Origin of the sequence: Pseudonocardia sp. NPDC046786, from assembly GCF_040645415.1 — a bacterium.
Taxonomy (GTDB): Bacteria; Actinomycetota; Actinomycetes; order Mycobacteriales; family Pseudonocardiaceae; genus Pseudonocardia; species Pseudonocardia kongjuensis.
The window spans coordinates 24,816-38,675 of record NZ_JBEYYF010000025.1; the positions used below are offsets into that span (position 1 = coordinate 24,816).

14 protein-coding genes are annotated in these 13,860 nt (G+C 75.6%); 4 read left to right on the plus strand and 10 right to left on the minus strand.

Features of this window, described 5'->3' with window-relative positions:
- Window positions 1–4 precede the first annotated feature (4 nt).
- The 9 genes from ABZ881_RS25120 to ABZ881_RS25160 all read right to left on the minus strand — a co-directional run bounded on the left by ABZ881_RS25120 (window position 5) and on the right by ABZ881_RS25160 (window position 8,446).
- Window positions 5–871 (minus strand): rhodanese-like domain-containing protein, encoded by an 867-nt coding sequence (locus ABZ881_RS25120; RefSeq protein ID WP_358488054.1) that lies wholly within the window; start codon window positions 869–871, stop codon window positions 5–7.
- A 138-nt stretch (window positions 872–1,009) separates the two neighbouring features.
- Complete coding sequence (locus ABZ881_RS25125) at window positions 1,010–1,378, minus strand: rhodanese-like domain-containing protein (protein WP_358488055.1); 369 nt, start codon at window positions 1,376–1,378, stop codon at window positions 1,010–1,012.
- A 285-nt stretch (window positions 1,379–1,663) separates the two neighbouring features.
- Complete coding sequence (locus tag ABZ881_RS25130) at window positions 1,664–2,539, minus strand: LysR substrate-binding domain-containing protein (protein ID WP_358488056.1); 876 nt, start codon at window positions 2,537–2,539, stop codon at window positions 1,664–1,666.
- Window positions 2,536–3,123, minus strand: coding sequence for an NUDIX domain-containing protein (locus ABZ881_RS25135; RefSeq protein WP_358488057.1), 588 nt, complete (start codon window positions 3,121–3,123; stop codon window positions 2,536–2,538). Before ABZ881_RS25135 ends, ABZ881_RS25130 begins: the two co-directional genes overlap by 4 nt.
- Before the next feature lie 2 nt (window positions 3,124–3,125).
- Entirely contained in the window at window positions 3,126–4,478 is a 1,353-nt protein-coding gene (locus tag ABZ881_RS25140; protein ID WP_358488059.1) for a coenzyme F420-0:L-glutamate ligase, read from the minus strand.
- Window positions 4,468–5,475 (minus strand): 2-phospho-L-lactate transferase, encoded by a 1,008-nt coding sequence (gene cofD, locus ABZ881_RS25145; RefSeq protein WP_358488060.1) that lies wholly within the window; start codon window positions 5,473–5,475, stop codon window positions 4,468–4,470. Before cofD ends, ABZ881_RS25140 begins: the two co-directional genes overlap by 11 nt.
- Before the next feature lie 19 nt (window positions 5,476–5,494).
- Window positions 5,495–6,412 (minus strand): DNA-3-methyladenine glycosylase 2 family protein, encoded by a 918-nt coding sequence (locus ABZ881_RS25150; RefSeq protein ID WP_358488128.1) that lies wholly within the window; start codon window positions 6,410–6,412, stop codon window positions 5,495–5,497.
- Between the two features lie 26 nt (window positions 6,413–6,438).
- Window positions 6,439–7,509, minus strand: a complete 1,071-nt coding sequence (locus ABZ881_RS25155) for an NDP-sugar synthase (protein ID WP_344029538.1) — start codon at window positions 7,507–7,509, stop codon at window positions 6,439–6,441.
- A 58-nt stretch (window positions 7,510–7,567) separates the two neighbouring features.
- Window positions 7,568–8,446, minus strand: a complete 879-nt coding sequence (locus ABZ881_RS25160) for a glycosyltransferase family 2 protein (RefSeq protein ID WP_344029534.1) — start codon at window positions 8,444–8,446, stop codon at window positions 7,568–7,570.
- Between the two features lie 289 nt (window positions 8,447–8,735).
- Here ABZ881_RS25160 and ABZ881_RS25165 point away from each other — a divergent pair, with 289 nt between their 5' ends.
- The 4 genes from ABZ881_RS25165 to ABZ881_RS25180 all read left to right on the plus strand — a co-directional run bounded on the left by ABZ881_RS25165 (window position 8,736) and on the right by ABZ881_RS25180 (window position 12,691).
- Window positions 8,736–10,271, plus strand: a complete 1,536-nt coding sequence (locus ABZ881_RS25165) for an LCP family protein (RefSeq protein ID WP_358488061.1) — start codon at window positions 8,736–8,738, stop codon at window positions 10,269–10,271.
- A gap of 29 nt (window positions 10,272–10,300) precedes the next feature.
- Window positions 10,301–11,038, plus strand: coding sequence for a TIGR03089 family protein (locus ABZ881_RS25170; protein ID WP_358488062.1), 738 nt, complete (start codon window positions 10,301–10,303; stop codon window positions 11,036–11,038).
- Window positions 11,039–11,124: 86 nt separating this feature from the next.
- On the plus strand, window positions 11,125–12,360 hold the full coding sequence (gene ilvA, locus ABZ881_RS25175; RefSeq protein ID WP_358488130.1) for a threonine ammonia-lyase IlvA: 1,236 nt from the start codon (window positions 11,125–11,127) through the stop codon (window positions 12,358–12,360).
- 58 nt (window positions 12,361–12,418) lie between these two features.
- Complete coding sequence (locus ABZ881_RS25180) at window positions 12,419–12,691, plus strand: MSMEG_0570 family nitrogen starvation response protein (RefSeq protein WP_358488131.1); 273 nt, start codon at window positions 12,419–12,421, stop codon at window positions 12,689–12,691.
- Here the strand turns inward: ABZ881_RS25180 and ABZ881_RS25185 are convergent.
- Complete coding sequence (locus ABZ881_RS25185; RefSeq protein WP_358488063.1) at window positions 12,681–13,859, minus strand: benzoate/H(+) symporter BenE family transporter; 1,179 nt, start codon at window positions 13,857–13,859, stop codon at window positions 12,681–12,683. The two genes, ABZ881_RS25180 and ABZ881_RS25185, sit on opposite strands and share 11 nt — an antisense overlap.
- Window position 13,860 lies beyond the last annotated feature (1 nt).

The following is a 13,860-nucleotide window of genomic DNA, read 5'->3' on the forward strand; positions in this document are numbered from 1 at the left end:
GGGTTCAGCGCTCGACCGGGAAACCGACGATCGAGCCCCACTCGGTCCACGAGCCGTCGTAGACCCGGACCCGGGACAGGCCGGCGACCCGGGTCAGCGCGAACCAGCCCAGGGACGCCCGGTGCGAGAGCCGGCAGTAGGTGACGACATCGGTGCCGGCGTCGATCCCGTGCGCGGCGGCGACCTCGCGGATCCGTTCCGCGGGCAGGAACCTGCCGTGTTCGTCGAGCAGCTCGCGGAAGAACACGTGCCGGGCGCCGGGGATGTGGCCGTGCCGTTCCGCGCCGTGGTCGAGCGGGGCGGTGTACGGGGCGACCCGGCGGCCGTCGTACTCCTCGGGGCTGCGCAGGTCGAGGAGCACGGTGTCGGTGCCGAGCGCGGCGAGCACCCCGTCCCGTCCGATCAGCGGCTCCGGGCCGGGCAGCGGATCGGGCGGGCTCAGCACCCGGGCGGCCGGCGGACGCCAGGCGTCGGGATCCCCGGTCGGCAGGTCGAGCGCGGCCCAGGCCTCCAGTCCGCCGTCGAGCACGCTCACCGCGGTGAAGCCGCGCACAGTCAGCACCCAGTAGGCGTAGACCGCGAACTGGGTCGGCAGCCCGGCCAGCACCAGGTGGGTGCCGTCGCCGACGCCGAGGGCGCCGAGGCGGCCGGCCAGTTGCTCCGGGGTGGCGAGCAGCCGACTCAGGTCGTCCCAGAGCAGGCCCTTCCAGGCGACGCTGGTGGCGCCGGGCACGGTGCCGGCACGGACGGCGTCGTCACCGGGGGTGTTGCGGATCTCCAGCACCGCGATGTCGTCAGCGGGCAGGAGCCGGAGAAGGTCCTCAGGGGCGAGGAGGGGGTCCCGGAGCAGGGACGGGGTGGTGGCAGACATGCGGTGCGTCCTGGTGATCGGGCCGGTCGACCTCGCGGTCGACCGGTCGGCCTGCGGGTGAGGGCAGGGCACCGGAACAGGCGCAGCTGACGACCCGCATGAGGTCGACGGCGCGGCGGCGGGTCAGCAGGGCGGTGGTCACGCGGATCCGCCCCCGGACGGCGCGTCGACCGGCAGGCCGGCGTCGCGCCAGGCGGGGAACGCGCCGCGGACGTGCGAGACGTTCGGGAAGCCGAGCCCGACCAGCCGGCGGCCGACCTCGCCGGAACCGCCCTCGCCGCCGCAGATCACCACGATCTCGCGGTCCCGCGCGGCGAGCGGCTCGGCACCGGTGAACAGCTCGGCCAGCCGGGTCCGGTCGACCACGACGGCGCCGGGGATGGTGCCGTTCGCCGCCCGGTTGGGCAGGCCGCGGACATCGACCAGCAGCGCTCCGGCGCGGTGCCGGGCCGCCGCAGCGACGGGCTCGAGCACCGGGAGCCCGGTGGAGACGGTGAAGTCGGACATGATCCTCCGAACCGCGGTCGACCGGACCGCGGCAGCAGCTCCGCCCGGTGGGCGGAGGAGACCGGCGTGGGTGGGGAGCGCTCAGGCGGGACGGCCGGAGCGGCGACAGCGGCCGGGACACTCCGTGGGGGAGGTCACGCAGCGGCACGGCCGGCAGCCATCGGTGCACCCGATGCGGTTGCTGCACAGTCCGTTGATCACGGACCGAGCATAGGAAGCCGATGACCGATCGTTCAACTGCGATCGGAGTGGTGGACCGATCGGCACATCCGATCGGTCGGCGCGCTACGCCGCCCGCGAGCTGCCGCTGCCGAGTTCGTTCAGGAACTCGGTGACCGCGGTCCGGGCGGCGGCCTCGACGGCGGGCACCAGCCCCCGGCGGGTCGCGATCCGGACCCCGGTGCGGCCGGGCGACGGCAGGTCGGCGCAGATCTGGGTGCCCTCCGGCACCCGGCCGAGGCCGGGCAGCACGGTCAGCCCCAGTCCGGCGCGCACCGCGGCGAGGACGCCCTCCAGGGTCGTCGACTCGGCACGCACCGAGATCGCGTGGCCGAGCTCGGCCAGCGTCGCCGACGCCCGCGCGCGCATCCCGCACGGCTCGTCGAACGCGACCAGCGGCCACGGGCCGTCGGACACCGGCAGCCGGAACGACGGCGCCGAGTACCACTGGAGTGGCAGCGACCCGACCTCGATCCCGGTGACCGCGGCCGAGCTGCCCAGCACCACGGCGACGTCGATCGTCCCGGCGGCCACCGCCTCGGTGAGCTGGCGCGACCGGTCCAGCCGGAACCGCACGTCGCGGCCCGGGAAGGCGGCGTCGACCGCGCGCAGCAGCCCGGGCAGGATCTGATCGGCGGCCTGCTCGGTGGCCCCGACGACGATCTGGCCGGGGGCGGCGGCGCCGAGCCGCTCCAGCATCTCCTCGCTGGCCGCCAGCAACCGGCGCGCCTCCACCAGCAGCTGTTCGCCCTCCGCGGTGAACCGGGTGCCGCGGCCCGCCTTGACCACGAGCTGCTGGCCCAGCCGCCGCTCGAGCTGACGGACGTGCTGGCTGACGGTGGCCTGGCTCAGGTGCAGCGAGGCGGCGGCCCGGTGGAAACCCCCGACGTCGGCGATCGTGACGATCGTGCGCAGCTGCGCGAGGTCGAGGGGGTCGCTCACGTCCCGGAGGGTATCCGCGGACCGCCGGGATCCGGAAGCCGCCGGGACGCCGCACACCCGGCGGCTGCGACCATCGCCGGCACCGTGTCGCTGTCCGGGGGCAGCGCGTCGACCGGCCACCAGCGCAGATCCAGCGACTCGTCGCTGATCCGCGGCTGCGCCCCGGCCGGGGCGCGGACCAGGTAGCGCACGTCCAGATGCCGGGTGGGACGTCCACCCGAACAGGTGACCGGATGGACGTCGATGTGCAGCGGCTGCTCGCCGATCTGCAGCCCGTCCATCCCGGACTCCTCGGTCGCCTCGCGCAGCGCCGCCGCGCGCAGCGAGTCGTCCCCCGGCTCGCAGTGCCCGCCCAGCTGGATCCAGCGCCCCACCCGCGGGTGCAGGGTCAGCAGCGTGTGCTCGCCCGTCGCGTCCAGCAGCAGGGCGGACGCCGTCAGGTGCCCGGGGGCACAGGACCGGTCGCAGGCGTCGTCCGGGCGGGCGTCCAAGAAGGCCAGCAGCGCGTACCGCAGCGCCCGCTGCGCCTCGTCCGGCGGCTCCCAGCCGATCAGCTCGCGGGCCGCCGTCGCCGCTGTCACCATCGCTACATCTCCAGCAGGTGCTCGGCGGTGTCCCGCGGGGCGCGCGGGCCGAGCGGCTGCGCCGGCACCCCGACCGCGACCGCGCCGAGCGCCGCCCAGTCCGCCGGCAGCTCCAGCGCCGAGCGGGCCACCTCGGGCGCGAAGATCGTCGACCCGACCCAGCAGGACGCCAGCCCCTCGGCCGCCAGCGCCACCAGCAGCGCCTGCACCGCGGCGCCGCCGGCGACGGTGAACATGTCCCGCTCGGCGGCGGCGCGGGCCGGGTCCGGGTAGTCGTGCATGCCCTCGCCACTGCGGAAGGCCAGCACCAGCTCGGGTGCCCGGCGCAGCAGGTCGCCGCGGGCCAGCCGGCGCTCGATCTCGTCGGCCGGGCGCCCGTCGGCGGCCAGATCGGCCCGCCAGCGATCGCGCATCGCGTCCAGCACCGCGGACCGGCGCCCGGGGTCACGCAGCCACACGAACCGGAACGGGGTGCTGTGGTGCGGGGCGGGCGCGGTCAGCGCGACGCCGACGGCGCGGCGCAGCGCGGCGGCGTCCACCGGCTCGTCGGCGAACTCCCGGGTGCTGCGGCGCAGCAGGACCGCCTCGCGGCGGCCGAGCGCGAGCGCCTCCTCGGTGCCCAGCGAGAACAGGTCGTCCTCGAGCGGGCGGATGAGGTCGCGGGCGACCGAGCCGTCGTCGGTCACCGTCATGCCGCGCACGACGGCCACCGGCACCGCGCCGAGCTTGCCCTTGACCAGGTCGGCGGCCGCGGCGAGCTCGTCGGCCAGCGCGATCTCGGTGACCAGCAGGTCGTTGCCCTGGGCGTCGACGGCGCCGCCGTAGCGGTGCAGCACCGGGACGCCGGCCGAGCCGATCGCGACGTCGGTCTGCCCGATCCGCCAGGTCCGGCCCAGGGTGTCGGTGACGACGACGCCGACGTCCACCCCGAGCCGCTCGCGCAGCCCGGCGCGCAGCGCGGCGGCCGAGGCATCCGGATCGGCGGGCAGCAGCGCCAGCTCGTCGCGGCGCACGTTCGACCCGTCGATCCCGGCCGCGGCCTGCACGATGCCGAGCTTCCCGGCGACGATCAGCGTCCTCCCGCGCCGGGCCAGCACCCGCTCGGTCTCCTGATCGACCAGTCTGCGGCGCAGCGCGTCGCGCTCCTCCTCGTCGGCCGGGGCCGGGACCAGCCTGCCCTCCACCTTGGAGAAGATCTTGCTGGTGACGACGACGACGTCGCCGTCGCGCAGCCAGCCCAGCGCGTCGGCGAGCACCGCGGTGAGGTCGTCGCCGGGACGGAACTCGGGCAGGCCGGGCACCGGGCGGATCTCCAGCCCGGCCGAGGCGTGGTCGGGGAACGGCTCAGACGGCACGACCGGCCACCTCGAACGCGGCGCGGGCCATCTCCGCGGTCGCCTCGACGTCGGTCATCAGCAGCGGGACCTCGCGGACGGTCGCGCCGGGCACCGTCGCGGTGTCGCCGGTGTGCACCAGGTAGCCGTCGAGCAGGCCGCCCTCGCCGCGGCCGCCGTAGTGCCGTCCGACGCCCTCGGCGCTGGTCTCGACGCCGATCGCGGTCAGGCAGGCGTCGGCCATCCCGCGCACCGGGCGGCCGCCGACGATCGGCGACAGCCCGACGATCGGCGCCGGGGTCGTCGCGAGCGCCTGCGGGACACCCGGGACCGACACGATCGTCCCGATGCTCACCACCGGGTTCGACGGCGCCACCAGCACGACGTCCGCCCCGGCGATCGCGGCCCGCGCGTCCGGCTGGATCGCGGCCTGGTCGGCGCCGACCGAGGCGAACCGGTACGCCTTCGGCGCGGCCCGGTGCCTGATCCACCATTCCTGGAAGTGCACGGCGACCTGCGGCGGTGCGTCGTCGGTGTCGCCCGGCTCCGGGTTGTCGATGACGACGTGGGTCTCGACCCGGTCGTCGGAGGCCGGGATCAGCCGCACGCCGGGCTGCCAGCGGTGGCAGAGCGCCTCGGTGACCTGGGACAGCGGGTAGCCGGCGCGCAGCATCCGGGTGCGGACCAGGTGGGTGGCGACGTCCCGGTCGCCCAGCCCGAACCAGGTCGGGTCGGCCCCGTACGCGGCGAGCTCCTCGGCGACCGACCAGGTCTCCTCCGAACGGCCCCAGCCCTTGTCGGTGTCGATGCCACCGCCGAGGGTGTACATGCAGGTGTCCAGGTCCGGACAGACCCGCAGGCCGTGCAGCCAGATGTCGTCGCCGACGTTGACGACCGCGTCGATCTCGTGCGGGTGGCCCTCGGGCGCGGGCCCGGTCGTGGGCAGGCCGAGCGCCGCCTTCACGCCTTGCAGGAAGCGGGCCCCGCCGACCCCTCCGACCAGAACGGTGACCTTCACGGGAACGACCCTACGGCGGTCACAGGGTGCGGTAGTCGCGCGGGGAGAACCTGGGGCCGAACCGCGGCCGCCGGAACCCCGACGACTCGATGTAGCGGACCGCCCGCTGGCGCTGCCCGGCATAGGGCGCCAGCACCTCCAGCAGGCCCGCGTCGTCGAGGTCGTGGCCGAGCAGCGCGTGGCCGACCGTGTTCGGGATGTGGAAGTCGCCGAAGCTCACCGCGTCCGGATCGCCCCACACCCGCTGGGCGATCTCCGCGGCCGTCCAGACACCGATCCCGCGGACCCGGCGCAGCAGCACCCGCCCCGGCTCGCCGGCCAGCCCGGCGGCCGCCTCCAGCCGGTGCGCGACGACGGCGGCGTGCAGGATCGCCGAGCGCCGCGCGTGATCGACCCCGGCGCGGTGCCACTCCCAGTCCGGGATCGCCCGGACCTGCTCCGGGGTCGGTGGCACCCGCATCCCGTCCGGCACCACCCCGGCCGGCCCGGGTGCCGGGTCGCCGAAGCGCCGGGCCAGCTCGCGGAACGACCGCCGGGCCTCGGTGCCGGTCACCTTCTGCTCCAGCACCGCGGGCAGCAGCGCGTCCCACACCCGGCCGGACGAGCCCAGGCGCAGGCCGGGCATCCGCCGGACCGCGTCGGCGACCAGCGGATGGTGCGCGACGAACACCGACGGGTCGTCGTCGCCGCCGAGCAGCGACGGCAGCCGGTCGATCTCCCAGTCCGCGCCGGGCCCCCAGGCGGTGGCCCGCACCGGCCCGCCGGCCCGGCGCCGGTAGGCCACCGTGGCCGGGCCGTCCGGGGTGGTGCTCACCCGCCAGACGACGGCGCCGTCGCTCGCCGTCCGCCACGTCGGGTCACCGCGGCCGCGGCGCAGCGGGGACAGCACCCCGTACAGGTCGAGCGGGTACGGCGGGTGCCACTCGCGGTCTCGCATCGTCACCGCCGGGGCTCGGCCGGGGCTCACACGTCGGGGGAGAACCGGATCCCGTGCGGCGGGAGCGTGACGTCCGGCCAGATCCGCAGGTTGTGCCGCAGCTCGCAGTGCGCGCCGATCACCGCCCGGTCGCCCACCACGGTGTCCCGCACGCTGGCGCCCTCCTCGACGACGGCGCCGGCGCCGATCACCGAGTTCTCCACGACCGCCCCGGCGGCGACCACGGCGCCGTCGAACAACATCGAGCCCTCGATCTTCGCGCCGGACCCGATCCGGGCGCCGCGGCCGATCGTCGATCCGCCGAACACCAGCGCGTCGGACGCCACCTCGGCGCCGTCGAGGATCATCGCCTCGCCGGTCGGGCCGGGCAGCGCTGCCGACGGCGCGACGCCGCGGACCAGGTCCGCCGAGCCGTGCACCAGGTCGCCGGGGGTTCCCATGTCCCGCCAGTAGGCGACGTCGACGTGCCCCTGCACGTGCGCGCCGGAGGCCAGCAGGTCCGGGAACGTCTCGCGCTCCACCGACACCGGGCGCCCCTCGGGGATGGTGTCGATGACCTCGCGCCGGAACACGTAGCAACCGGCGTTGATCTGGTCGGTGGGCGGGTCCTCGGTCTTCTCCAGGAACTTCAGGACCCGGCCGCTCGGGTCGGTCGGCACGCAGCCGAACGCCCGCGGGTTCTGCACCCGGACGAGGTGCAGCGTGACGTCGGCGCCCGAGGAGCGGTGCGTGTCCGCCACCGCCCGCAGGTCGGTGCCGGCCAGCACGTCCCCGTTGAAGATCATGACGTGCTCGGCGGAGAGCTTCTGCGCGACGTTGCGGATCCCGCCGCCGGTGCCCAGCGGCTCGGTCTCGGTCACGTAGGTCAGGTCGAGCCCCAGCGCGGTGCCGTCCCCGAAGTGTTCCTCGAAGGTCTCGGCCAGGTAGCTCGTGCCCAGCACCGCCCGCCGGATGCCCGCCTCGCGGATCCGGGACAGCAGGTGCGCCAGGAACGGCACCCCCGCGGTGGGCAGCATCGGCTTGGGCGCCGACAGGGTCAGTGGCCGTAGCCGGGTGCCCTTGCCCCCGACCAGAACGACCGCCTCGACGTCCTGCAACGCGGTTCCCCCTCAGGTGTTCTCTCGTCAGCTCTCGGTCGGCTCCGGTGAGCCGGTCTCAGCCCGCGCGGGCCGCGAGTCGCGAGCGGACGGCGAGCCCGGCCCGGACGGCGGCCCGCAGCGGTGCCCGGGCCGGGCCCGGGTGCCGGTCCGCCAGGAACCGGTAGGCGCTGCGGTGGTGCTCGGCGAGCATCCGCGCCGACACCTCCGGCTTGCCGGTGGAGACGCCGCCGACGTGCGTCACCTCGGCCGAGGGTACGTAGACGTTCTGCCAGCCGGCGAGCGTGAGCCGGCGGCCGAGGTCCACGTCCTCGAAGTACATGAAGTAGCGCGGGTCGAAGCCGTCGACCGAGTCGAACGCGGTCCGCCGCAGCAGCAGGCAGGACCCGGACAGCCAGCCGGCCGGCCGCTCGGTGAGGTCCTCGCGGGACCGCCGGTAGGCCGTGGTCCACGGGTTCCCCGGCCACACCGGCCCGAGCGCGGCGTGCCCGGCGCCGGCGAGCAGCGACGGGACCTCGCGCGCCGACGGGTAGACCTCGCCGGAGGGCTCGCGGATCAGCGGGCCGAGCGCGCCGGCGCGCGGATGCCGCGCACCGGCGTCGAGCAGCGCGTCCAGCGAGCCGGGGGCCCACTCCAGGTCCGGGTTCGCGACGACCACCCAGCCGTAGGAGTCGTCCAGCCCGGCGACCCCGCGGTTGGCCGCGGCCCCGTAGCCGACGTTCTCGCCGATCGGCAGGAACCGCACCCCGTCCCGCTCCCGGGCGGCCCGCTCCGGGGCGCCGTCGACCGAGCCGTTGTCGGCCAGGACCACCGGCACGCCGGACCGGCCGGTCGCACCGGCCAGCGAGTCCAGGAAGGCGTCCAGGGTGCGCCCCGGGGAGTAGGTCACGGTGACGACGGCGACCCGGTCGCCGTAGGTCCGCACGGATGGCTGCACACCCGGCACGCTAGCGAGGCCGGGCCACCGCCGCCCGGGCGGCGTCACGATCGCGCCGCGAACATCACACCCGGTGACGACCGCAGCACCGGGGATATCCCCTCCCGAACCGCCCCCGGCCGTCCGATCAGCGACGACGCGGTGCGCCGCAACGTCACCCTCAAGTCCGTGCCGGATCAAGCATCCGGGCGACCGGGCCGACACGCATGCCGGTACGGCCCCGAGGAGGGCCCCGATGCTGCACCCTGAACCCGATCGGCAGCCCGGACCGACGTGAGGGGAGGCGGGCATGAGCGACCCCCGCCGGCCCCGTGTCCGTCCGTACCCACCGTCGTCCGCCCGTCCGGCCGATCGCCGCCCGCCCGCCCGGCCGTCCGCCGGACGGCGCTGGCTGTACCGGTTCCAGGTGGGCGTCGCCGCGATGTCGGTGCTCACCCTGCTGCTGACCGGCGCGGCGTGGACGCTCTACCGGGACGTCACCGGCGGTATCACCACCACCAACGTGATCTTCGGCGGCTCGGCGGGCGGCGAGCGGAACATCCTGCTGGTCGGGGTCGACAGCCGCACCGACGCGCAGGGCGATCCGCTGCCCGCCGAGGTGCTGGCCGAGCTGCGCAGCGGCGCCGAGGACGGCGTGCTCAACTCGGACACGATCATCGTCGTGCACGTCCCGGCGGACGGCGGCGGGGCCACCGCGTTCTCGGTGCCGCGCGACTCCGAGGTGCGGATCCCGGGCCTCGGCCGCAACAAGATCAACGCGGCCTACCCGCAGACCAAGGCGCAGGCCGCGGCCCGACTGGTCGAGGAGGGCATGGCCGACCCGAAGCAGGTCGACGAGGAGTCCTCCCAGGCCGGGCGGCAGGCCCTGATCGGCGCCGTGCAGGACCTGACCGGGCTCGGCATCGACCACTACGCCGAGGTCAACCTGCTCGGGTTCTACAACCTCACCCAGGCCATCGGCGGTGTCGAGGTCTGCCTCAAGGCCCCGGCCCGGGACGCGTTCTCCGGGATCGACCTGCCGGCCGGGCCGCAGACCATCTCCGGCGCCGATGCGCTGGCCTTCGTCCGGCAGCGGCACGGCCTGGCCGGCGGCGACCTGTCCCGGATCACCCGGCAGCAGGTGTTCCTGGCCGCGGTGGCGAACAAGGTGCTGTCCTCGGGCACGCTCGCCGATCCGACGAAGCTGGGCGCGCTGATCGACGTCGTGCACAGGTCCGTGGTGATCGACAGCGGCTGGGACATCCTCGGCTTCGCCGAGGAGGCCTCCCAGATCGCGGCCGGGCAGATGGACTTCCTGACCATCCCGACCGGCGGCCCGCGCAACACCGGCAGCGGCGACGTGCTGGTCGTCGACCCGCAGGACGTGCAGGAGTTCGTCGCCCGGCACACCGAGCCCGCGCCGGAACCCGAGCCGGAGGCAGAGCCCGCACCGGCACCCGCACCGGTCGTCGCCGACGTCGCGAACGGTTCCGGCACCACCGGGCTCGCAGCCCGGGTCGCCGGCGTGCTCGGGCAGAACGGGATCACCCCCGGCGAGATCGGCAACGCGCCGGAACGGACCACCTCGGTCGTCCGCTACAGCCAGGCCGACGGCGACGCCGGGGCGCGGCAGGTCGCCGGCGCGCTCGGCGGGATCGGGGTCGAGCAGTCCGACGCCGTCGGCCAGGGCCGGGTGCAGGTGCTGATCGGCGCCGACTACTCCGGCACGGGCACCTCGTCGTCCGCGGGCGCCGCGCAGACCGGCGGCTCCGGCTCCGGCCCCTCCCCCGCACCCGCGCCCGCCACCCCGCCGATCTCGGCCGGCGGGGTGCCCTGCATCGACTGACTACCGGCGCTGGGTAGCGTCGGCGGACGATGACCACCGTCTTCGGCTCCGGCCTGTACCTCACCGACGCCCTGCTCGGCCCGGCGCTCGGCACCGCCGCCGCGCGCCCGCTGTTCACCCACTACGACGACGCCACCGGCGAGCGGATGGAGCTGTCCGGCACCACCGCCGCGAACTGGGCGGCGAAGGCGGCGAACCTGCTGCGCGACGAGTGCGACGTCGAACCCGGCAGCCGGGTGTCGGTGCTGCTCCCCGCGCACTGGCAGACGGCGGCCGCACTGCTGGCGGTGTGGTCCTGCGGCGCCGAGCTGGTCGGTGACCCGGCCACGGCGGACCTGGTGCTGGCCGACGCCGCGCGGCTGGACACCGCGCTGGCGGCCGGCGCGGACGCGATCGTGGCGTTCTCGCTGGACGCGTTCGGGCGCGGCCTGACCGGGCTGCCCACCGGGGTGCTCGACTTCGCGAGCGAGGTGCGGGTGCACGGCGACGACTTCGTGCCCTGGGACCCGGTGCCCGGCGACGCCGTCGCCTGGGACGGGGCGACCGGCACCGAGGTGCTCGACGCCGCCCTCGCCCGGGCCGCCGCGCTGGAGCTGGCCGAGGGCGCGCGGGTGCTGTCCACCCTCGCCTGGGACTCGCCCGAGGGTCTGCGCGACGGGCTGCTCGCGGTGCTCGCGGCAGGTGCCTCGCTGGTCCAGGTGGTGAACGCCGACGGGTCGCTGGAGCGGCGGGCGGAGACCGAGCGCGCCACCGTACGGCTGGGCTGACCACTCCCTGGTGCGGACCGGCCGGTGCGGCCGTGAGACGCTGGTCGATCGTGAACCCCAGCACCTCCCCTGCCCCCGGCACCCGGGTGAGCGCCGCGGACGTCGACGACGCGGCGGCCCGGCTCCGCGCCGTGATCGGACCGACCCCGCTGCAGCTCAACCCGCGGCTGTCCGACGCGCTCGGCGGCGAGGTCTGGGTGAAGCGCGAAGACCTGCAGCCGGTCCGCTCGTACAAGATCCGCGGCGCGTACAACCTGATCGCCCAGCTGCCCGGGACCGACCGGGCCGCAGGCGTGGTCTGCGCGAGCGCGGGCAACCACGCCCAGGGCGTCGCGTTCGCCTGCCAGCGGCTCGGCGTGCGCGGGCGGGTGTACCTGCCGGGCACGACACCGCGCCAGAAGCGCGACCGGGTCGCCCGCCTCGGCCGGGACGCGGTCGAGATCCGGGTGGTCGGCAACACCTACGACGATGCCGCGGCGGCCGCCCGTGCCGACGCCGAGTCCACCGGGGCGACCCAGGTCCCCGCGTTCGACGATCCGCGCACCGTCGCCGGGCAGGGCACCATCGTCCGGGAGATCCTGTCCCAGCTGGCGGACCCGCCGGACGTGCTCGTGGTGCCGGTCGGCGGTGGCGGGCTGCTCGCCGGGGCCGTCACCTACCTGCGGGAACACTCGCCGTCGACCCGGATCGTCGGCGTCGAGCCGGCCGGCGCGGCCAGCATGGCGGCGGCGATGACCGCCGGCGAGCCGGTGGAGCTGGCCGCACTGGACCCGTTCGTCGACGGCGCCGCGGTGCGCCGGGTCGGCGCGGCGACCTTCGACGTCGTGCGCGAGTCCGGCGTCGAGCTGGTCGCGGTGCCGGAGGGCCGGATCTGCGTGGAGATGCTGGCGCTCTACCAGTCCGACGGGATCATCGCCGAGCCCGCGGGCGCGCTGTCCCCGGCGGCGCTGGACCTGCTCGACATCCCGCGCGACGCGAGCACGGTGTGCCTGCTCTCCGGCGGCAACAACGACGTCAGCCGCTACGCCGACATCGTCGAGCGCGCGCTGGTGTTCGAGGGCCGCAAGCACTACTTCCTGGTCGAGTTCCCGCAGGAGCCGGGCGCGCTGCGCCGGTTCCTCGACGACGTGCTCGGCCCGGACGACGACATCACCCTGTTCGAGTACACCAAGCGGTCCAACCGGGAGACCGGGCCCGCGCTGGTCGGGGTCGAGCTGGGCTCGCCGGACGACCTGCCCGCGCTGCTCAAGCGGATGGACGAGGCCCCGCCGCACATCGAGCAGATCCCGCCGGACAGCCCGTTGTTCGGGTTCATCCTGTAAGAGCCCGCGGGCAACACCGGGGTAACCGCGGACACCTAGCGTCGCGGACGTGCCCGAGATGATGTTCGACGTCCGGTGGCCGGACGGCACCGAGGTCAGCTACTACTCGCCGTCGCTGGTCGTGGAGGAGCACCTGGCGGCCGGGGTGTCGTACCCGGTCGCGGACTTCCTGGACCGCAGCCGGACGTGCATGGAGATCGCCGACGCCCGGGTCCGCGCGAAGTACGGCTTCGGCTGCAGCCAGTCGGCTCGTACGATCGCGCTGATCACGGCGGCGGCCGGGCGGTTCGCGCCGACCGACGAGGTGCGGGTGGAGTCGTTCAGGCGCTGACCCGGCGCCCCCGCAGCACCAGGTGCAGCACGATCCCCACCACCAGCCCCCAGAACGCCGAGCCGATCCCGCCGATCGTGAACCCGGCGGCGGCGAACAGGAACGCCATCGCCGCGGGCACCCGGGCCACCGGATCGGACCCGGCGCCGGGCGGCACGGCCATCGCGCCGGTCACCGCGGCCGCGAACGTCCCGAGCAGTGCCAGCCCGGCGACGGACTCGACCACCCCGGGCGGTGCGGCCGCGACCAGTGCCGCCAGGGTCGTCGCGAGCGGCGCCAGCAGCAGGCAGGTGACGCCGTTGGCCTGGGAGGCGATCCAGCGCCGGGCCGGGTCCGGATGGGCCTCGGGCGAGGCGGGCAGTGCGGCGGTGATCGCGGCCAGGTTGATCGCGTGCGCGCCGGCGGTGGCGCCGAGCATCGTCCCGGCGCCGGTGACCACCATCGCCTGCCGCCACGGGACCTGGTAACCGGCGGCGCCGAGCACGGCGACCCCGGGCAGGTTCTGCGAGGCCATCGTGACCACGTAGAGCGGCAGCGCGACGCCGACGACGGCCGCGACCGGGAACGACGGCGCGGTCACCGTCAGCGTGGGCGGCTGCAGCCAGGACCAGCCGTCGGCGAGCACGATGACGATCGCCAGCGCCAGCACGAACGCCGCGGGTGCCGCCCAGCGCGGCGCGAACCGCTGCAGCACCACCCAGACGACGACGATCGGCGCCACCAGCAGCGGCTGCTCGGCCAGCGCCCGCACCGGCGCCAGGCAGAGCGGCAGCAGCACACCGGCGAGCATCGCCTGGGCCAGCGGCGCCGGGATCGCGCCGACGATCCGGCCGAGCCGCCCCCACAGCCCGGTCAGGACGATCAGTGCCCCGGTGACCAGGAACGCGCCGACCACCGCGGGCCAGCCCCCGGCGACCGCTCCGGTCGAGGCGAGCAGCGCAGCGCCGGGGGTCGACCAGGCGACCGTGATCGGGCGGCGGGAGCGCCGGCTCAGCCAGAACGTGGCCAGACCCATCAGCGCGGTGAGCACCACCAGCCCGGACGACGCCTGCGCCGGATCGGCCCCGGCGGCGGTGAGCCCGGCCAGGACGACCGCGAACGAGCTGGTGACCCCGACGACGGCGGACACGATCCCGACCGACACCGGCTGCAGCAACGATCGTTCCACG

What these genes read in the sequence shown, in the direction of transcription:
- ABZ881_RS25120 (WP_358488054.1), bottom strand. Translation starts at nt 871, where the DNA reads ATGTCTGCCACCACCCCGTCCCTGCTCCGGGACCCCCTCCTCGCCCCT.
- ABZ881_RS25125 (WP_358488055.1), bottom strand. Translation starts at nt 1,378, where the DNA reads ATGTCCGACTTCACCGTCTCCACCGGGCTCCCGGTGCTCGAGCCCGTC.
- ABZ881_RS25135 (WP_358488057.1), bottom strand. Translation starts at nt 3,123, where the DNA reads ATGGTGACAGCGGCGACGGCGGCCCGCGAGCTGATCGGCTGGGAGCCG.
- ABZ881_RS25150 (WP_358488128.1), bottom strand. Translation starts at nt 6,412, where the DNA reads ATGCGAGACCGCGAGTGGCACCCGCCGTACCCGCTCGACCTGTACGGG.
- ABZ881_RS25165 (WP_358488061.1), top strand. Translation starts at nt 8,736, where the DNA reads ATGAGCGACCCCCGCCGGCCCCGTGTCCGTCCGTACCCACCGTCGTCC.
- ABZ881_RS25170 (WP_358488062.1), top strand. Translation starts at nt 10,301, where the DNA reads ATGACCACCGTCTTCGGCTCCGGCCTGTACCTCACCGACGCCCTGCTC.
- ABZ881_RS25180 (WP_358488131.1), top strand. Translation starts at nt 12,419, where the DNA reads ATGATGTTCGACGTCCGGTGGCCGGACGGCACCGAGGTCAGCTACTAC.